The sequence below is a fragment of the Catenulispora acidiphila DSM 44928 genome (assembly GCF_000024025.1).
Lineage (GTDB): Bacteria > Actinomycetota > Actinomycetes > Streptomycetales > Catenulisporaceae > Catenulispora > Catenulispora acidiphila.
In genome coordinates, this window is the sequence record NC_013131.1 from 6,087,231 (window position 1) to 6,105,181 (window position 17,951).

The window sequence follows — 17,951 nt, forward strand, 5'->3', positions numbered from 1 at the left end:
ATGAAGCAGCGAAAGAGTGAGCACGTACCGGGTACCAGCTATCGCAGCACTCTGTCGAAGGAGCCGCGCATGGAACCGGACGTCACCGCGCAGGACGGCTGTCCGAGGCATCGGCTGGACCCGTTGGGCGGCAGCCCGCATGAGCGCAACGCGCGCTGGCTCGCCGAGGGTCCGACGGTCCCGGTGCTGATGCCCGGCGACGTGCCGGGGGTGTTGATGCTGGGGCATGCGGCGTTGAAGGACTTTTTGGCCTCCCCCGACGTCTCCAAGGATCCGGCGAACTTCGCCGAGTACCAGCAGGGCCATGTCCCCGACGGCTGGCCGCTGTCCGGGTTCACCTTGCCGCGCACCATGCTCACCGCTGACGGCGCCGACCACCGGCGGTTGCGGGCGATCGTGGGGAACACCTTCACGCGGGGGCGTATCAAAGCCCTCAAACCGGCGGTCGAGGAGATGGTCGACCGGCTGCTGGAGGAGATGGCGCAGGCTGCCGAGGAATCCCCGGACGGGGTCGTCGATCTGCGGGCGCGGTTCGCGGCACCGCTGCCGCTGGAGGTGATCTGCGAACTGCTGGGCATCCCGGAGTCGGCGCGCGCACGGCTGCACGAAATCGCCTCGACAGTCATCAACACCGACGTCGAACCCGCGCAGTTCATCGCCGCCAGCCAGGAGATGGTGGCGCTGCTCACCGCGATCGTGGCGGCGCGCACGGAGCAGCCGGAGCAGGACCTGCTCAGCGAGATGATCGCGCGCGCCGACGACTCGTTGCAGCTGAGCACCGAGGAGGTCATCGCGACCCTGCGCAGCCTGTTCATCGCCGGCCACGAGACGACCATGGGTCTGCTGATGAACGCGGTGCGGGCCCTGTGCGCACATCGCGAAGCCCTCGAGGCGGTCAGGCAGGGCAAGGCGAGCTGGCTGGCGGTCGCCGAGGAGACCCTGCGCTGGGACGACCCGGTGAGCTACTTCCCGCTCCGCTACCCGACGCGGGACATGGATATCGCAGGGCACTGTATCGAGGCGGGTACGGCGGTCCTGGCGGGGTACTCGGCGGCCGGCAGGGATCCCGCGGCGTACGGACCCGACGCGGACCGCTTCGACGTGATGCGCGAGGAGCGTGTGGAACTGCTGGCGTTCGGCTACGGGCCGCACTACTGTCCCGGCGCGCCCTTGGCACGGTTGGAGGCTGAGATCGCGTTGGCGCGGCTCTTCGAGCGCTTCCCGGACCTGGACATGGCGGTGAGCGAGGACGAGCTGCAGTACTCGCACACGTTCGTCGGGAACATCGTGGTCGCGCTGCCGGTGCGGCTGGGGGCCGATCGGGAGCGGCGGGAAAGCAGCTAGTGCCGTAGCAGGCAACGTTCGTCCCGTTCGACGGACGGACGACTGCCGGGCTCCGCGCCGTCACCCTCACGCGCTGGCTCGTTGGCGCTCAGCGCCGCGATCGTGTAGCTATCTGCCATGGCAACGTCGACCGCAGCGTCCATCATCCTGGTCGGAGATGGGACGGCCCAGCTGAGCGAGCCCGTCGCCGCCCGCGACCTTTATGTCAGCCCACTGTTCGCCAGCCGGCGGGCCCAGGCTGAGGAGAGCGGTGTGCCGTGGTTCGTGGTCAGCGGTCGCTGGGGGCTGATCGACCCCGACGAGGTCATCGCGCCCTACTCCTTTTCCTTCACGCAGCAGTCGGTGAACTACCGGCGCGCTTGGGGACGCTTCGTCGCCGAGCAGCTGTGCCTGGTCGCCTCGGTCGGCCGTGACACTGTCGTGGAGATCAACGCCGGCGGCGCCTACGCCGCCGCGCTCGTCAACCCGATCCAGTACCTCGGAGCCCAGGTGCGGCGGGCGACCGTGGATGCGAACGGCGCGGGACACGAGCCGCGGTAGCGTGCGGCGGGACCCTTCGGCACAGCGCTAGGTAAGCGTCGCGGCTGCTTGCTGGAGCCAGTCGGTGAGGGCGGCTCTGGCCTGGCGGCCGTCCATGCCAGCGATCATCGCGCGGGTCTCGGGTGCTGTCAGGGTTCGGACGAGGCCGATCAGGGCGATGGCTTGCAGGCGCAGGGCGGGGGTCGGGGCGGTTCCGGCGCGTTCGGCCAGCACTGCTGTGACTTGGTCCTCGTAGCCGGCCCAGACGCGGGCCAGGCCGCCTTGCAGGGTTTCGGAGGCCGTGTAGCCGCGGTGGAAGCCCTCGATGCCCTCGACCGGGTCCTGGTCGTCGCGGTGGAGGAGGTCGATCAGGACGGCGGCGACCGCTTCGGCGGGGCGGGTGGTGGCGCTGTCCGGACCGGTCGCGCGCAGGGCAGCCAGGATCGCGTCGATCAGGCCCGTGTCGGCGAAGGCGAGGTCTTCCTTGGAGCGGAAGTAGACGAACAGGGTCTTCACTGAGACGTTGGCGGCGTCGGCGATCTCCTTGACGGTGACCTCGTCGAAGCCGCGCTGCTCGAACAGGCGTCCGGCCGCGTCCAGGATCGCTTGGCGGGTCAGGGCCTTCTTGCGCTCGCGCAGCGGCAGCGCGGTCAGGTCCTCGGAGTTCATGCCGTCAGGGTAGCCGATGTGACCATCACTCACCTTTTCGCCTCGGGGGGATTCTTGGGTTGCTTGAAATAGGTGAGTGACTTACTTTAGTGAGTGAGTTACCCATGCGAGAGCGAGCTTCCGGAGGCCACCGATGTCGACCACGTCCCGTTCACCAGCGCAGTACGCCACCTCTCCCGCCGAGACCGCACCGAAGCGCGGTCTGATGCTGGTGATGGTGCCGCTGATGCTGGTCCTGTTCATCTCCAACCTGGACGCCACCGTCGTCGCCACCGCGATCCCGACCATCGGCCGGGACCTCGGCGACGTCTCCGGCTCCTCCTGGATCGCCACCGCCTACCTGCTGACCAGCGCGGTGACCACGCTGATCTTCGGCAAGCTCGGCGACATGTACGGCCGGAAGAAGATCTTCCAGTTCTCGATCGTGGTGTTCCTGGTCGGCTCCGCACTGTCCGGCGCGGCGGGGAGCATGGCGTTGCTCGTGCTGTTCCGCGCGCTGCAGGGCATCGGCGGAGGCGGCCTGAACTCCCTGGTCATGGCCATCACCGGCGACCTGATCCCGGCTCGGCAGCGCTCGAAGTACCAGGCGCTGGTCGGCATCGTGGCGACTCTGGCGCTGATCGCCGGACCGCTGCTCGGCGGCCTGTTCTCCGACCAGTTGTCCTGGCGCTGGATCTTCTACCTCAACATCCCCATCGGCGTGCTCGCGCTGGTCGCCGTCGCCACGCTGCTGCACCTGCCGCGCCGCACGTCCAGCGGACGGGTCGACGTCGCCGGGGGCGTGCTGGCCACGGTGTTCACCGCCGCGATCATGCTGTTCACGACCTGGGGCGGGACCGAGCGGCCGTGGGGTTCGCCGCTGATCCTGGGGCTGATCGCGCTGGCGGTGGTGAGCCTGATCGGCTATCTGCTGGTCGAGCGGCGGGCCGCGGAGCCGATCACGCCGCTGCACTTGTTCCGGACCGGCGTCTTCAGCATCTCCTCGGCGCAGTTCCTGATCGCCACAATGGTGCTGTTCGTCGCGATGCTGTACACGCCGGCGTTTTTGCAGAGCGTGCAGCACAAGACCGCGTTCGTCGCCGGGCTGTACGTCATCCCGCTGCTGGTGGGGCTGGTCGTGGCGACGGCTGTCGCAGGGCCCGTCATCGCCAGGACCGGCCGGTACAAGATCTATCCGATCATCGGGGCGGTGCTGACCGGGGTGTCCATGTTCGCGCTCACCTCCGCCGACCAGCACACGGCGACCTGGGCGCTGCTCGTCCCGCTGACCTTCGCCGGCGCCGGTATCGGACTGTTCGTGCAGGTCGCGCTGCTGGCCGGGCAGAACGCCGTCGACTACAAGTACTTGGGTGTGGCGACCGGGGCGCTGAACTTCTTCAAGAGCATCGGCGGAGCCTTCGGCGCGGCGCTGTTCGGCGCGATCCTCACCGGCGGGCTCCGGGACGCGGTCGGCGAGGGCGCGAGCGCGCACGCGTTTCAGACCGTGTTCGCCTGGACCGTGCCGTTCATGGTGCTGTCGCTGGTCCTGGGGTTGGTCATGAAGGAGAAGCCGCTGTCCGACGAGATGCGCGAGATCGCCGAGGGCAAGGCTGAGGCGCCGGAGTACTGAGCGGCGCTCGGTGCTGGCTGAGCTGTGCCGGCGGCTGGCGGCTACGTCATCAGACGGACCGGGCTGCCCGCGCGGAATGCGGCGATGTCGGCCACGGCGTCGCCGTAGAACGTCTCGTAGAGGTCGCGGGAGACGTAGCCGATGTGCGGGGTGAGCAGCGCGTTCGGCAGGGCTCTGAGAGGGTGGTCGGCCGGGAGCGGTTCGGTGTCGTAGACGTCGATCGCGGCCTTGCCGATCTGCCGCGCGCGCAGGGCCTCGACCAGAGCGTCCTCCTCGACGATCGGGCCGCGCGAGGTGTTGACCAGGATCGCGGTGTCCTTCATCGCGGCGAGTTCGGCGGCGCCGACCAGCGCGCGGGTGCGCTGGCTGAGCACGAGGTGGATGCTGAGCACGTCGCTGTCGGCGAACAGCTCGCCCTTGCTCACGGCCCGCACCCCGTGCTCCGCCGCCTTCTCCGCGGTCAGGTTCTGGCTCCACGCGATGGTCTTCATGCCGAACGCCTGGCCGATCCCCGCCACCGCCGACCCGATCCGGCCCAAGCCGAGCAGCCCGAGGGTCTTGCCGTGCAAGCCAGTGCCCAGCGACAGCTGCCAGCCACCCGCGCGCACCGAGGCCGCCTCCTCCGGCAGATTCCGAACCGCGGCCAGAATCAGCGCCCAGGTGAGCTCGATCGTCGGCGACGCGGAGTAGCCCGTCCCGCACACCGTGACACCCAGCCGCCGCGCCGCGTCCAGATCGATGGCGGCGTTACGCGGACCGGTACTCACCAGCAGCCGCAGGTCGGGCAACTGCTCGAGCACCTCGGGCGGAAACCGGGTCCGCTCACGCATCGCGACGACCACGTCGAAGCCCGCCAGCGCACGCACAGCACCGGCGGCGTCAGCGAAGGGCTCGGTGAACACCGTGGTCTCAGCGTCCAGCGCCTCCCAGTCGGCCAGACTCAGGGCGACGTTCTGGTAGTCGTCGAGGATCGCGATCTTCATGCGGGTAGCCACGTCAGAACCTTCTCATGCCGGACTCGGTTCCCGGGCCCTTCAGCGCAGCGCCGCGAGCGGTGCCGCCTGCTGCTGTTCGCCCGCGGTGAGGCGCATGGCGTGGAGGCCGGCGTAAAGGACGGCGTTCGGGGTGGAGGGGCGGCGGGCGTGGTCGGCGGGCCAGGTGGTGAGGGTGTCGAGGCGGCGGCGGTGGTCCCGGTGTTTGCGGCCCTTCAGGTGGGGGTGGGCTCGGCCGATTTCGTGGGCCAGGATGACGTAGGCCAGGTCCCGGTCGTGGGGGTGCTGGGGGGTGTCGAGGATGCGCAGGAGGCGGTCGACGGCGCGTTCCAGCGGCCAGCGGTCGGCGATGCGGATGCGCGTGTGGCCGAAGTAGCCGTCGCGGCGGACGCTGACGTCGAGGATGCCCTCGTGCTTGGCGGCGTCGATGTAGCGGTCCAGGCGGCTGGGCGCGCGGACGCGCAGGTAGTCGGACATCGAGTCCGGTGCCGGGCGGCCGCGCCGTGTCTTGTCCAGGAGGTCGGCCAGGACGAGCGCGGGCGCGAGCGCGGCGGTGAAATGGGTCCGTCCGTCGCGATCGGGATCGACGGCGAGTAGGAGGAGCTGCATCCCGTTCTCCACGCTAAAGAAAATAGGGAGTCCGGCGGAGAATGTCAGCCCTCGAACAGCGTCTTGGGGCAACTGTCCGCCCCTGGTAACCAAGAGGATTCCAGCGCTTCAACTCACGGACCGACTTCGCGCAGATCCCCGATCCCCGATCCCCCGCGAGAGACCGCGCCTTAATCCGACGTAGGCGCCCGGTCCTGCGCCGCCATCGCCGAATCCCACGCCTTCCGGTCGCCTTCGGTGGTCGGCGGCGGGAACAGGCTGCGCGGCCACAGCTTGTGCGAGCGGACCACGTCGACCTCGACGGCGTACAGGGTCACGCGGGCTTGGAGGTACAGCCAGGCGATGAGTCCGAGCACCAGTCCGAAGGTCCCGTACAGCGTCGAGGCGTGGCGGAGCTGGTGGGTGATGTAGTAGCCGCCGATGCCCTGCAGGAACTGCCAGCCCACGGCTCCGATCACGGCGCCGGTCCACAGGTCCCGCCCGGCCACCTCGCCGGCGATCGCCAGGCGCAGGGCGAGCCAGTAGGCCAGGGTTCCGATCACCACCGCTCCGGACAGGGCTGCCACCCGGACCGCGATCGACAGCGGTCCGCTGCCGATGCCGAAGGAGAGGTCGGCCACCAGGGTGGTCGCCGCCATGCCGATGCCGACGACGGCGATGAAGGCGTAGCTGCGCAGCCAGGACCACGGGAAGCCCGGGCGGCGGTTGTAGGGCACGGCCCACAGGCGGTTCAGGACGTTCTGCGCGGCGTTGGCCAGCCCGCGCGCGCCGAGCAGCGAGCCGACGAGCCCGATCACCAGCCCGGTCGCGCCGCGGCCGAGGGCGTGGACGTTGCCCCGCAGCTGGTCGCCGAGCACCGGGAAGTCCGCCAGCGCCGATCTCAGGACCCAGTCCTGCAGCGCCGGGTCGTGCCGCAGCGCGATGCCGAGCACGGTCACCAGCAGCAGCAACAGCGGGAACAGGGAGACGAAGGCGTAGAAGGTGAGCAGCCCGGTGAGGTTGCCGGCCTGGTCGTCGGAGAGCTTGCGCCAGACCGCCGCGGGGAACGCCAGCCAGGGGTGCCGCTGCTGGAAAGCGTCGATGCGGCGTGTCAGATCTCTTATACGGTCGCCGAGGTTCATGGGCGTCGTGTCTCGCCTCCCTCGTAGCCGGCTTGGAGTCCTCCGCTATGTCCCTCCGGTCGCCGTTCAAACCGTTTACATCGTGCAACGGTGGACATCCGCTCGCCGGTCGCATCCGGCGGTCCTGTGAGGGGGACGACGCCTCGGCGGCCCTCTTCGCAGAAAGGCATGAGCCGTGATCACCGTTGGAATGCTCAGCACCTACCCGCCCACGCAATGCGGCATCGCGACGTTCAACGCCGCCTTGGTGCGCCACCTGAACGGCGACGGCGCGCGGTCCTCGGCCGCCGTCGTGCGCGTGGGCGGCGACACGCCCTCGGAACCGGAGGCGCCGGAAGTGGTGGCCGAGTTGCCAGGCGGCGACCCGGCTGCCGCGGCGGCGGCCGCGGCTGCGCTGAACCGCTTCGACGTGGCCCTCGTGCAGCACGAGTACGGCATCTACGACGGTCCCGACGGCGACGAAGTGCTGGACGTGCTCAACCGGGTGCGCGTGCCGATCATCGTGGTGCTGCACACGGTGCTGGCCAGACCGACCGCCGGGCAACACAGCGTCCTGAGTCGCATATGCCGGCTCTGCGACGGCATCGTGGTGCTGTCCCAGACCGCGGCGTCCCGGCTGCTGGAGGTCTACGGCGTCGACAGCCGCAAGGTCACCGTGATCCCGCACGGCGCCGAGACCGACGAGTGGCAGGCGCCGGGTCTGCTGCCGGTCACCGGCCGGCACGACGGCGAGCGCTACCACCCGCTGCTGCTCACCTGGGGACTCATCGGGCCGGGCAAGGGCATCGAGTGGGTGATCGACGCGCTGGCGGAGGTTCAGGACCTGCCGACCACGCCGCGCTACCTGGTCGCCGGGGAGACCCATCCCAAGGTGCTGCAGCACTACGGCGAGGCCTACCGCGACTCGCTGCGGGAGCGCGCGGCCGCACGCGGCGTGGCACACCTCGTGGAGTTCGACGCCGAATACCGCAGCCGCCAGGACCTGGCCGCGCTGGCCGCCTCGGCCGACGCCGTGGTCCTGCCCTACGAGTCCACCGAACAGGTCGCCTCCGGCGTGCTGATCGAAGCCGTCGCGGCCCGGCGCCCCATCATCGCCAGCCGCTTCCCGCACGCCGCCGAACTGCTCGCCGACGGCGCCGGGCTCCTGGTCCCGCACCGTGACGCCCGGGCGCTCGGCGTGGCGATCCGCAGGCTCCTGACAGAGCCCGGGCTGGCCGAGTCGATGGAGCGGCGCTCCGCGCAGATCGCGCCGACGCTGGACTGGGCGGCCGTCACCGACCGCTACCGGCTGCTGGCCACGGGCTTGGCGGCACATCACGCGCCGCTCACCGAACAGCACGGATCGGTGGCGCACGGACGGCTGCGCGCCGGACGGCGCACGCCGGTCGGATCGACCGTCGAACCCTGATACCCGACGCGCCGTCACCATGGTCGGCGCACGGAGCGCACAGAGCTGATCCGCCGCTCGCCCACTCCCGGCGGCGGCAATCCTCTGCTACCGTTCGACTGTAGAATTAAGCATGAAATACGGATCAGGTATCCGTAGGTCGAACGAGTCCCCCGCCGGCGGCCACCGGCTGTGCCGCGTGGCCGCGGGCGCGTGCTCCAGCCCTGCAGGAGAACGCCGTGTTTGACAGCTCGCACGACTCCACGTCCATCGAGCAGGACCTCCTGACCCGGCTCATCGCCGCTGCCCTGGTCAACGAAACAGTGGCCTGGCTGGAGGCGGCGAGCCAGGCCGAGCACGAGGTGGCGTCCTTGTGGGGCCGCCGCACCCCGGCCGAGCAGCGGCTGCCGGTCAAGGTGACGACCGAGGTGCTGGTGCAGCTCGCCGCGGCGGCCGACACCGCGGTCAGCGCCCGGCACGCCACCGGGTCCGCCTGGACCGTGCAGGTCGGACTGGACCTGGTCGAGATCCGCAAACTCATCGGGGCGTCAGGCTGCTGAGAGCCGCCGGGCGCGGCGCGGGGAGGCGGACGCGGCGTGAAAGACCTGTTTGAGAATGCAGGAAAAATCTCTCACCTTTTGCTCCGCGTTGCGTTATGATCGCGACGTGGCAGCTACAGCGGGCAAGCGTGACGCGTGGACGCTGTTGACCTCCCACGGGCATGTCCTGGTCGAGATCGCCCGCAATCCGCAGGCCCGCATCAGGGAGCTGAGTGTCGCCGCGGGCATCACCGAGCGGGCCACCGCGGCGATCATCTCCGACCTCGTCAAAGCCGGCTATGTGGCCCGCAGCCGGGTCGGGCGCCGCAATCACTACTCGGTGAACCTGGATCTCGGTTTCCGGCACGCAGCGCAGCGCGATCTGCGGGTCGGACCGTTCCTGGCGCTGCTGGCCGAACAGCCGTTAGAGGGCGCGGACGCCGAGCAGAGCGAGTAGCAGGGCGAGTAGCTGTTCGAGTACCTCTCCACAGAAAGCGTCGAGTCCGAGGAGAAGGCCATGGAGTTTTCCTGTACCGCGAGGCGCGCCGCGGGCCGCGTGGTGCTCACCGTCGCCGGCGATGTGGACCTCGCCGCGTACGCCCGGTTCGAGGCCGGTCTCGAGCAGTCCTGGGACGGCACGACGGACCTGGTCATCGACTGCTCCGCGGTCACCTTCCTGGACTCGATGGGTCTTCGTGTCCTGGTCCGCAGCCGGCGGCGCGCGGCCGATCACGGCCGGGAGGTCATGCTCGCCTCGCCCTCGCGGCCGGTGCGCAGAGCGCTGGAGCTGGCCGGCGTCACGAGCCTGTTCCCCGTGGCGGAGCCGGTCTCGGGCGCGGAGCACGGTCCGAATCCCGCGTCTTGAGCGACAGGGGTCTTGTCGGCAAGACCAGCTCAGCGGCGGGGAGCTACCCCACATGGCAGCAGTGCGTACGCCGCTCACCCCGGTGCGTACATAGCGTTGCCACTTGGTCGCCGAATTAGCGACCTCCCACTGGCATCAGCCAAGGAGGCAGTCATGACCAAGTCGAAGAAGCAGTTCGCCGCCGAGCAGCAGCCCCAGGCGCCGCAGAACCAGCAGAACCAGCAGCGGCAGCAGCAGCGGAACCAGCAGAACCAGAACCAGCAGCAGAACCAGAACCAGGGCCAGCAGCAGCGGAAGCCCAAGGCCACGAACGAGGAGTTCGGCCGCACGGTCGAGCTCGCCTTCGTCGACCACCCGTGGCCGGCCAGCCGCGGAGAGCTGCTCGAGCACGCGAGCCGGCAGGGCACGTTTGCCAAGCCGGAACTGGCGCGGTTGAAACAGATTCCGCACCGCGAATACCACAGCATCGCGGATCTGGTGGAGGCCACCCGCCAGGCGGACTCGATGATGATGGCGCAGGCTCCCGGCCCGGTCGCGACCGCCGAGCACAACCGCCGCGCCATGGGCGAGATGCCGGAGAACGCTCCCATGCACGCGGGGAGCCAGTTCGACGAGCGGACTCATTAATCCGCTGGGCACCTCGGATCAGCTTGGCTTCGCGGATCCGCTGGGTCTTTCGACCCGCTGATTCACTGATCCACTGATCGATCGGAAGTACGCTGGGCTGTCGGTGCGCCGCGAGGCGCCGCCGGCAGCCCGGTTTGGTACGATGCGTCATCGGAACGACGACAAGTGGTGGTGTCGCCGAAGGGGTGACGTCGATGAAGCAGGCGCCGGACCGCCTGCCCGCCGGATCAGGCGCGGGCGGGTTCGATACCGGCGGGTCGCGGGGGCGTGACGACGGCGCGGACCTTTTGGCGCCGTCGGCGAAGTGCCGCAGATTGTCCGCCGCCGCGTCTGCGGCTGTTCCTGTGGCTGCCCCTATGGCTGTCTGTGTGGCTGCCCCTGTGGCTGTTCCGCCGCCCGAAGTCTGAGACCATCATCGAACTCTGATTCTCACCTTTTCAGCACGCTGATTCCGAAAGGAGCCCTGTTCGTGGGCAGCCCCGTCGAGACCCTGGAGTTCCAGGCCGAGACCCGCCAGTTGTTGCAGCTGGTGATCCATTCGATCTACTCGAACAAAGACATCTTCCTGCGCGAACTGATCTCGAACTCCTCCGACGCCCTGGACAAGCTGCGCCTGGAATCGCTGGTCGACTCCGACCTCGAGGCCGACACCTCCGACCCGCACATCGTGCTGGGCGTCGACCGGGACGCGCGCACCCTGACCGTCACCGACAACGGGATCGGCATGACGCGCGCCGAGGTGGTGGACCTCATCGGCACGATCGCCAAGTCCGGGACGGCGGGTCTGCTGGAGCGGATCAAGCAGGCCAAGGATGCCGAGGCAGCGCAGAGTCTGATCGGGCAGTTCGGTGTCGGGTTCTATTCGGCGTTCATGGTCGCGGACAAGGTGAGCCTGCGTACGCGCCGCGCCGGCACGACGGAGGGCACCCTGTGGGAGTCCGACGGCGAGGGCAGCTATGAGATCTCCAGCGTCGATGACTTGCCGGTCGGGACTACGGTCACGCTGCACCTCAAGCCCGCCGACGGCGAGGACGGGCTGGCGGACTACCTGGCCGACTGGAAGATCCGCTCGATTGTGAAGCAGTACTCGGACTTCATCCGCTGGCCCATCCGCATGGCGGTGGAGCGCGGCGAGTCCGACGGCGTCGCCGTCACCGAGATGGAGACGCTGAACTCGATGAAGGCGCTGTGGGCGCGGCCGCGCAGCGAGGTCACCGAGGCGGAGTATCACGAGTTCTACAAGCAGATCAGCCACGACTGGACCGATCCGGCCGAGATCATCCACATGCGGTCGGAGGGGACGTTCGCCTACGACGCGCTGCTGTTCATCCCGTCCGCGGCGCCGTTCGACCTGTTCTCGCAGCAGACGAAGCGGGGCGTGCAGCTGTACGTCAAGCGGGTGTTCATCATGGACGACTGCGAGGCGCTGGTCCCGAACTACCTGCGCTTCGTCAAGGGCGTCGTGGACGCCCACGACCTGTCGTTGAACATCTCCCGCGAGATTCTGCAGCACGACCGGCACATCCGCGGCGTGCGCCGTCGGCTGGTCAAGAAGGTCCTGACCGCGATCAAGGACATGCAGACCGGCAACGCCGAGCAGTACGCGAAGCTGTGGGACCAGTTCGGCCGGGTGTTGAAGGAAGGCCTGATCGAGGACACCGACAACACCGAAGCGCTGCTGGATCTGATCTCGGCCGACTCCACCCACGACGCGGAGAAGACCACGACGCTGCGCGAGTACGTGGAGCGGATGAAGGACGGCCAGGACGCGATCTACTACCTCACCGGCGCCACGCGCGCCGCGGTCGAGAACTCCCCGCACATGGAGGCGTTCACCGCCAAGGGATACGAGGTCCTGATCCTGACCGACCCGGTCGACGAGGTCTGGGTCGACCAGGTACCGGACTTCGACGGCCACCGCTTCCAGTCGATCGCCAAGGGCCAGGTCGACCTGGACTCCGACTCCGACGAGAACGCCGACGAGGAGAAGTCCAAGCGCGAAGCCGACTTCGCCGCCCTGCTCCCCTGGCTGGCCGGCACGCTGTCAGACCACGTCAAGGCAGCCCGCCTCTCCTCCCGTCTGACCACCTCAGCCGCATGCGTCGTCGGCGACGCCCAAGACATGACCCCGATGCTGGAGAAGATGTACCGGGCCATGGGCCAGCAGATCCCGCCAGTCAAACGCATCCTGGAGATCAACCCGGCGCACCCCCTGATCACCGCCCTCCGCGACGCCCACGCCAAGAACGCCGAGGACACGGCACTACCCGACCTCGCCGAGATCATCCTCGGCACGGCGCTCCTCGCCGAAGGCGGCGACCTGAGCGACCCGGCACGCTTCGCGCGGCTGCTGACCGAACGGCTGGCTCGGACGCTGTAGGCGATGCCGGTGGGGTGGGAGTTGTAGGTGCTGTGGGTGGGGTGCGGCTCGTCGTCGGCCGCGTCCCTGCCGCGGCAACCAACTTGACTCCCACCCCTAATTGTTCGACCATCTAATCATGAGTGAGTCGAACCAACTATCCGGGCTGCCCGCGGAGCGGGTGGTCGACGCCGTCCAGGTGCTGGTGCGCCTGCGGCGGTCGTTGGAGCGGGTGGAGACCGGCTTGAGCCTGCCGCAGTACCAGTTGCTGTCGATGGTGCGGGAGGGCGGCGAGCGGTCGGCGCGGTTGGCGGACCGGCTCGCCGTGCGCAAGCCGACGCTGACCGCCGCCGCCGATGCGCTGGTGGCTGCCGGGCTGTTGGAGCGCGAGGCTGACCCTGGAGACCGCCGCGTCGTGCGGGTACGGATTACCGAGGCCGGATTGGCTGCTGTACGGAGTGCCGAGGAACAGCTGGCCGCCGCGTTGGCGCCGCTGTTCGGGGAGGCGGCCTCGCAGCTGACCGGCGGTGGCGAGGCACTGCTGGACTGCTTCGACGCACTGGGCGGAGCCCTCGACCGGCGATTCGCCGAGCACCGGGCCCGCCACATGGCCGCGCAGGCAGAGGCGGCCCGCGACGAGTAGCAAGCACGACGACAAGGGGTGGATGTGACGAACGCCGAGCGCCGCGACGCGCGCGAGAGCAGGACCGGCGATGGCGCCGGTGAGACGACGAGCGATATAGGCACGATTAAGAGCACGAACGGTACTAACGGCGCGAAGAACACGACGAGCGCCGAGGACTTCACGACGACCAGCAGTGGCGCCGGCGATGGCGCGAACCCTGGCACGGTAGGTGGCGCCTACAAGACCACCGACACCGCAGGCTCCTTGAGCGCCGACGAGAACGGCGACATCGCGGACGCGAACCAGGCACGTAGCGCCGGCAAGAACGGCACCGTTGCGGATGCTGGCCATGCACATGGCGCCGACGAGAACGGCGACACCGCGGACGCGAACCGGGCACGTAGCGCCGACAAGAACGGCACCGCTACGGACGCCGGTCAGGCACGCGGCGCCGACAAGACCACCGACGTCGCTGGCTCCTTGAGCGCCGGCAAGAACGGCACCGCTGCGGACGCTAGCCAGGCACACGGCGCCGACGAGAACGGCGACACCGCCGACTCTCTGAGCGCCGGCAAGAACGGCACTGTTGCGGACCCCGGTCAGGCACGCGGCGCCGCCAAGACCACCGACCCCGCCGACTCCCCCCGCCCCGACAGCACCGGCAAGGGTGACGCGCCCTCCAGTTCCTGGATGCGGCGGCTGGCGGCGGCGAGTTGGGTGTACCGGCGGAGTGTGCTGGTTGCGTTGGGTGGGTCGTTGATGGCGATGCTGGCTACTGCGGCTATGCCGTTGGTTCAGCGGCACATTATTGATGATGTCGTCATTTCGCGGCGGTCGGCTTTGGCGCCTTGGGCGGCTGTGGCGTTGGTGTTGGCGGTGGTGAACTTCGGTGGGACGCGGTTGCGGCGGTATGTCGGTGGCAAGTTGTCGCTGGATGTGCAGTATGACTTGCGGAATCGGATTTTTGGGGCGCTTTCGCGGTTGGATGGGGCTCGGCAGGATGAGCTGGCTACTGGGCAGCTGATTTCGCGGGCTACGTCTGATGTCACCATGGTGCAGGGTTTGCTGGGCATGTTGCCGATGTTGATCGGGAACGCGTTGTTGTTCGTGGTCGCGTTGACGGTGATGGCGTTTCTGTCGCCGCTTTTGACGCTGGTGGCGTTGGCTACCGGGCCGGGGTTGTGGTTCGTGGCGGTGGCGGCTCGGCGGCGGCTTTATCCGGCGACGTGGGAGGCGCAGCAGCAGGCTTCGGCGTTGGCCGGGGTGGTGGATGCCGCGGTCGGCGGTGTGCGGGTGGTGAAGGGGTTCGGGCAGGAGGAGCAGGAGCTCGGCAAGTTGGAGGCGGCCGGGGAGCGGTTGTTCGCCTCGCGGCTGCGGGCGGTGCGGTTCTCGGCGCGGTACAACCCGGCGATCATGGCGATTCCGGCGCTGGGGCAGGTCGGGGTGTTGTTCCTCGGCGGGTGGCTGGCGCTTCGGGGGATGATCACGCTGGGGACGTTCCTGGCGTTCTCCACGTACCTGGCGCAGATGCTCGGTCCGGTGCGGATGCTGTCCTCGCTGGTGACCATCGGGCAGCAGGCGCGGGCCAGTGTGGAGCGGATCTTCGAGATCATCGACTCCCAGCCGAAGGTCACCGAGAAGCCGGACGCCGCGGTGCTGCCGCGCGAGACCTCCGGGGTGGAGTTCGACGGCGCGGTGTTCGGCTACGTCGCCTCCCGGCCGGTGCTGCGCGGCCTGGATTTGAAGGTGCGTCCCGGGGAGACCGTGGCGCTGGTGGGGACCTCCGGCTCCGGCAAGTCCACGGTGTCGATGCTGCTCCCCCGCTTCTACGACGTGCAGGGCGGTTCGGTGCGGGTCGGCGGCGCCGACGTGCGCGAGGTGACCCTGGAGTCGCTGCGCGCGGCGATCGGGCTGGTGATGGAGGACAGCTTCCTGTTCTCCGACTCGGTGCGCGCCAACATCGCCTACGGGCGTCCCGACGCCACCGACGAGCAGGTGCGCGCCGCGGCGCGGATGGCCGAGGCCGACGAGTTCGTCGAGCAGCTGCCGGCCGGCTACGACACCGTGGTCGGCGAACAGGGCCTGACCCTGTCCGGCGGCCAGCGCCAGCGCATAGCCCTGGCCCGGGCCCTGATCACCGATCCCCGGGTCCTGATCCTGGACGACGCCACCTCCGCGGTGGACGCCCGCGTGGAGGCGGAGATCCACGACACGCTGCGCCGGGTGATGGCCGGGCGCACCACGCTGCTGATCGCGCACCGGCGCTCCACGCTGGCGCTGGCCGACCGGATCGCGGTGCTGGACCGCGGCCGCGTCGTCGACATCGGCACGCACGAGGAGCTCACCGAGCGCTGCCCGCTGTACCGGCTGCTGCTGTCCGGGCCCGGCGAGGACGCCGAGGGCATCGACGCCGGCGACCTGACCACGGCGGCGACAGCGCGTGCGAAGGCTGCGAACGGCAGCCCGGCGGTCGCACTCCACGGCAGCGCGAACGGCACTGCCAGCAACGGCCACGCCCCCGGCACCGACCGCACCGACGCCACCAGCACCATCGAAGCCCAGGTCGACGGCATCACTCCGAGCCTGTGGCCCTCCGTCGAAGGCGACGACGGCCCGGCCGGCGCCAAGGGCTCCGGTACCGGGGCGCTGCCCGGCATGGGTGGCGGAGGCGGCGCAGGACGCGGCGTCGGCGGCGGAGGGGGCGGCGGTTTCGGCGGCTTCCTGGCCTCGATGCCCCCGACCCCGGAACTGCTGGCGAAGGTCGCGGCGCTGCCGCCGGCGACCGACGAGCCCAAGGTCGGCCAGGCCGAGGCCCGTGCTTCGGACCCCGACTTCTCCCTGCGCAAACTGCTGCGCCCCTTCCGGCTGGCGCTGCTGCTCGGGCTGCTGCTGGTCGCCGCGGACACCGCGGCCGGGCTGGCGCTGCCGGCGCTGATCCGCGGCGGCGTGGACCGGGGCATCCTGGCGCACTCGCTGTCGGCGATCGTCGGGGTGTCGGTGGCGGCGCTGCTGGTGACGCTCACCGACAGCGCGATCAACGTCTGCCAGTACCTGGTCACCGGACGCACCGGCGAGCGCCTGCTGTACGCGTTGCGGGTGAAGGTGTTCGCGCAGTTGCAGCGCCTGGGTCTGGACTACTACGAGCGCGAGCTGTCCGGGCGCATCATGACCCGCATGACCACCGACGTGGACGCGCTGTCCACGTTCCTGCAGACCGGTCTTCAGCAGGCGGTCGTCAGCGTCCTGTCGTTCGTCGGCATCGTGGTGGCGCTGGTGGTGATCGACTGGCGGATGGCGCTGATCGCGCTGAGCGTCCTGCCGCCGCTGCTGATCGCGACCGCGGTGTTCCGCGCCAAGTCCAGCAAGGCCTACACCGAGGCGCGCGAGAAGGTCGCGGCGGTCAACGCCGACCTGCAGGAGAACGTCGCCGGCATGCGCGTGACGCAGGCGTTCCGGCGTGAGGGGACCAACGCGACGCGGTTCGCCGGGCTGTCGGACGAGTTCCGCGTCTCGCGGCTGCGCGCGCAGAAGTACATCGCGACGTACTTCCCGTTCGTGCAGCTGCTGGCCGACGTCGCCGGGCTGCTGGTGCTGGCCGCCGGCGCCTCCCGGGTGCACTCCGGGGAGCTGACCGCCGGCGCGCTGATCGCCTACCTGCTCTACATCGACATGGTGTTCTCGCCGGTGCAGCAGCTCTCGCAGGTGTTCGACGGCTACCAGCAGGCCGCGGTCGGGCTGCGCCGGATCGGCGACCTGCTGCGCACCGCGCCGTCCACGCCGGAGCCGGCGCGGCCGGTACCGGTCCCGACGGGGCTCGGCGAGATCGTGTTCGACGACGTCACCTTCGCCTACGGTCCGGACACCCGGCCGGCGCTGGAGAGTGTCAGCGTGCGCATTCCCGCCGGGCAGACGGTGGCGCTGGTCGGGCAGACCGGCGCGGGCAAGTCGACCTTCGTGAAGATGGTCGCGCGCTTCTACGACCCGACCGGCGGCGCGGTCACCGCCGGCGGCCGCGATCTGCGCGAGTTCGCGCTGCCGGACTGGCGGCACCGGCTCGGCGTGGTCCCGCAGGAGGCGTACCTGTTCGACGGGACCGTCGCCGAGGCCATCGCCTACGCGCGCCCGGACGCCCCGCCCCGGGAGATCGAGGCGGCGGCCCGCGCGGTCGGCGCCGAGGAGATGATCGCGGGGCTGCCCGAGGGGTTCCACTCCCGGGTGGCCGAGCGCGGCCGGAACCTGTCGGCCGGACAGCGCCAGCTGCTCGCGCTGGCCCGCGCGGAGCTGGCGGATCCGGACGTGCTGATCCTGGACGAGGCGACCTCCTCGCTGGACCTGGCCACCGAGGCCGCGGTCACGCACGCCGAGCTGGCGCGCTCCGCCGACCACGGCGCGGCCGGGCGGACCCGCACCACGCTGGTGGTGGCGCACCGGCTGACCACGGCGGCGCGCGCCGACCGGATCCTGGTGCTGGACGGCGGGCGGATCGTGGAGGACGGGACGCACACGGAGTTGGTCGAGCGCGGCGGGACGTACTCCGCGCTGTGGGAGGCGTTCGCCGCCGGGCATGAGGACGGCGAGCGGGAGACCGAGACTGCGGGAGTGGCTATATAGGAGTCCCTATATTAGGTACCGCTATATAGGAGCGGGTATATAAGGAGTCGGCCCGGCGGAGGACATCCGCCGGGC

Annotated in this window: 15 protein-coding genes; 11 read left to right on the top strand and 4 right to left on the bottom strand. The window is 69.7% G+C overall.

The window, feature by feature from the left end; all coding sequences use genetic code 11:
- Positions 1 to 69 precede the first annotated feature (69 nt).
- Positions 70 to 1,344, top strand: coding sequence for a cytochrome P450 family protein (locus CACI_RS26130; RefSeq protein WP_015793870.1), 1,275 nt, complete (start codon positions 70 to 72; stop codon positions 1,342 to 1,344).
- A gap of 117 nt (positions 1,345 to 1,461) precedes the next feature.
- A complete protein-coding gene (locus tag CACI_RS46055) occupies positions 1,462 to 1,884 on the top strand; it encodes a DUF6884 domain-containing protein (protein WP_015793871.1) in 423 nt (140 codons plus the stop codon).
- A 27-nt stretch (positions 1,885 to 1,911) separates the two neighbouring features.
- On the opposite strand, the gene CACI_RS26140 is transcribed toward CACI_RS46055, so the two are convergent.
- Positions 1,912 to 2,532: a TetR/AcrR family transcriptional regulator gene (locus CACI_RS26140; RefSeq protein WP_049871709.1), complete on the bottom strand. Its 621-nt coding sequence runs from the start codon at positions 2,530 to 2,532 to the stop codon at positions 1,912 to 1,914.
- Between the two features lie 133 nt (positions 2,533 to 2,665).
- On the opposite strand from CACI_RS26140, the gene CACI_RS26145 reads away from it, so the two are divergent.
- On the top strand, positions 2,666 to 4,141 hold the full coding sequence (locus tag CACI_RS26145; RefSeq protein WP_015793873.1) for an MDR family MFS transporter: 1,476 nt from the start codon (positions 2,666 to 2,668) through the stop codon (positions 4,139 to 4,141).
- A 41-nt stretch (positions 4,142 to 4,182) separates the two neighbouring features.
- Here the strand turns inward: CACI_RS26145 and CACI_RS26150 are convergent, their stop codons facing one another.
- From CACI_RS26150 to CACI_RS26160, 3 genes are all read right to left on the bottom strand, one after another.
- Positions 4,183 to 5,124 carry a D-2-hydroxyacid dehydrogenase family protein gene (locus CACI_RS26150; RefSeq protein ID WP_041540463.1) on the bottom strand — a complete coding sequence of 314 codons (942 nt, stop codon included), beginning with the start codon at positions 5,122 to 5,124 and terminating at the stop codon, positions 4,183 to 4,185.
- Between the two features lie 51 nt (positions 5,125 to 5,175).
- Positions 5,176 to 5,742 (bottom strand): GPP34 family phosphoprotein, encoded by a 567-nt coding sequence (locus CACI_RS26155; RefSeq protein ID WP_015793875.1) that lies wholly within the window; start codon positions 5,740 to 5,742, stop codon positions 5,176 to 5,178.
- Between the two features lie 170 nt (positions 5,743 to 5,912).
- A complete protein-coding gene (locus CACI_RS26160; protein ID WP_015793876.1) occupies positions 5,913 to 6,863 on the bottom strand; it encodes a YihY/virulence factor BrkB family protein in 951 nt (316 codons plus the stop codon).
- A 175-nt stretch (positions 6,864 to 7,038) separates the two neighbouring features.
- Here CACI_RS26160 and CACI_RS26165 point away from each other — a divergent pair, with 175 nt between their 5' ends.
- The 8 genes from CACI_RS26165 to CACI_RS26200 all read left to right on the top strand — a co-directional run bounded on the left by CACI_RS26165 (position 7,039) and on the right by CACI_RS26200 (position 17,876).
- Positions 7,039 to 8,271 carry a glycosyltransferase gene (locus CACI_RS26165; protein ID WP_223297238.1) on the top strand — a complete coding sequence of 411 codons (1,233 nt, stop codon included), beginning with the start codon at positions 7,039 to 7,041 and terminating at the stop codon, positions 8,269 to 8,271.
- Between the two features lie 218 nt (positions 8,272 to 8,489).
- Positions 8,490 to 8,810, top strand: a complete 321-nt coding sequence (locus tag CACI_RS26170) for a hypothetical protein (protein WP_015793878.1) — start codon at positions 8,490 to 8,492, stop codon at positions 8,808 to 8,810.
- 55 nt (positions 8,811 to 8,865) lie between these two features.
- On the top strand, positions 8,866 to 9,246 hold the full coding sequence (locus tag CACI_RS26175; RefSeq protein WP_015793879.1) for a helix-turn-helix transcriptional regulator: 381 nt from the start codon (positions 8,866 to 8,868) through the stop codon (positions 9,244 to 9,246).
- Positions 9,247 to 9,306: 60 nt separating this feature from the next.
- Positions 9,307 to 9,654, top strand: a complete 348-nt coding sequence (locus CACI_RS26180; RefSeq protein WP_015793880.1) for an STAS domain-containing protein — start codon at positions 9,307 to 9,309, stop codon at positions 9,652 to 9,654.
- 153 nt (positions 9,655 to 9,807) lie between these two features.
- Positions 9,808 to 10,281: a DUF2795 domain-containing protein gene (locus CACI_RS26185; protein ID WP_015793881.1), complete on the top strand. Its 474-nt coding sequence runs from the start codon at positions 9,808 to 9,810 to the stop codon at positions 10,279 to 10,281.
- 469 nt (positions 10,282 to 10,750) lie between these two features.
- Entirely contained in the window at positions 10,751 to 12,661 is a 1,911-nt protein-coding gene (htpG, locus tag CACI_RS26190; protein ID WP_015793882.1) for a molecular chaperone HtpG, read from the top strand.
- Positions 12,662 to 12,779: 118 nt separating this feature from the next.
- Entirely contained in the window at positions 12,780 to 13,283 is a 504-nt protein-coding gene (locus CACI_RS26195; protein ID WP_015793883.1) for a MarR family winged helix-turn-helix transcriptional regulator, read from the top strand.
- A 24-nt stretch (positions 13,284 to 13,307) separates the two neighbouring features.
- Positions 13,308 to 17,876: an ABC transporter transmembrane domain-containing protein gene (locus tag CACI_RS26200; RefSeq protein WP_015793884.1), complete on the top strand. Its 4,569-nt coding sequence runs from the start codon at positions 13,308 to 13,310 to the stop codon at positions 17,874 to 17,876.
- Positions 17,877 to 17,951: the final 75 nt, after the last annotated feature.

Coding starts and splice junctions, on each gene's coding strand:
- CACI_RS26180 (WP_015793880.1), top strand. CDS start 9,307: ATGGAGTTTTCCTGTACCGCGAGGCGCGCCGCGGGCCGCGTGGTGCTC.
- CACI_RS26155 (WP_015793875.1), bottom strand. CDS start 5,742: ATGCAGCTCCTCCTACTCGCCGTCGATCCCGATCGCGACGGACGGACC.
- CACI_RS26140 (WP_049871709.1), bottom strand. CDS start 2,532: ATGAACTCCGAGGACCTGACCGCGCTGCCGCTGCGCGAGCGCAAGAAG.
- CACI_RS26195 (WP_015793883.1), top strand. CDS start 12,780: ATGAGTGAGTCGAACCAACTATCCGGGCTGCCCGCGGAGCGGGTGGTC.
- CACI_RS26145 (WP_015793873.1), top strand. CDS start 2,666: ATGTCGACCACGTCCCGTTCACCAGCGCAGTACGCCACCTCTCCCGCC.
- CACI_RS26160 (WP_015793876.1), bottom strand. CDS start 6,863: ATGAACCTCGGCGACCGTATAAGAGATCTGACACGCCGCATCGACGCT.
- CACI_RS26130 (WP_015793870.1), top strand. CDS start 70: ATGGAACCGGACGTCACCGCGCAGGACGGCTGTCCGAGGCATCGGCTG.
- CACI_RS26150 (WP_041540463.1), bottom strand. CDS start 5,124: ATGAAGATCGCGATCCTCGACGACTACCAGAACGTCGCCCTGAGTCTG.
- CACI_RS46055 (WP_015793871.1), top strand. CDS start 1,462: ATGGCAACGTCGACCGCAGCGTCCATCATCCTGGTCGGAGATGGGACG.
- CACI_RS26185 (WP_015793881.1), top strand. CDS start 9,808: ATGACCAAGTCGAAGAAGCAGTTCGCCGCCGAGCAGCAGCCCCAGGCG.
- CACI_RS26175 (WP_015793879.1), top strand. CDS start 8,866: ATGCAGGAAAAATCTCTCACCTTTTGCTCCGCGTTGCGTTATGATCGC.